Origin of the sequence: Streptomyces sp. NRRL F-2580 (genome assembly GCF_000720115.1) — a bacterium.
In the GTDB taxonomy this organism is placed as follows: Bacteria; Actinomycetota; Actinomycetes; order Streptomycetales; family Streptomycetaceae; genus Streptomyces.
In genome coordinates, this window is sequence record NZ_JOIR01000125.1 from 1 (window position 1) to 324 (window position 324).

The window sequence follows — 324 nt, forward strand, 5'->3', positions numbered from 1 at the left end:
CGCCGTCTCGGCCGCGATTGTCGGGGGAGGCGTGCTGCTGCCCACCAGTGCATTCGCCGCGCCGGCCAAGCCGCAGGTCGGCGAGTCGGTCACGCTGGTCGCCGACCACGCGAAGAGCGGTCATGGGAGCAAGGGCAAGAAGGACAGCCAGGGCCACGGCAAGAGCAAGAAGCACGGCAAGAAGAACCAGGGCAAGAAGCACGGCAAGATCAAGGACGTCAAGAACATGCCGGGCTGCAAGTTCTACCAGGGCACCGTCTACTTACTGCGAGCACAAGCCCGAAAAGCCCGCCCCGGGCAAGGAGACCCCGGGCAAGGAGACCC

General features: G+C 65.7%; 1 protein-coding gene. It reads left to right on the top strand.

The window, feature by feature from the left end; all coding sequences use genetic code 11:
* On the top strand, window positions 1–324 hold a 324-nt coding region (locus IF88_RS41795; protein ID WP_037808926.1), incomplete at both ends, for a hypothetical protein.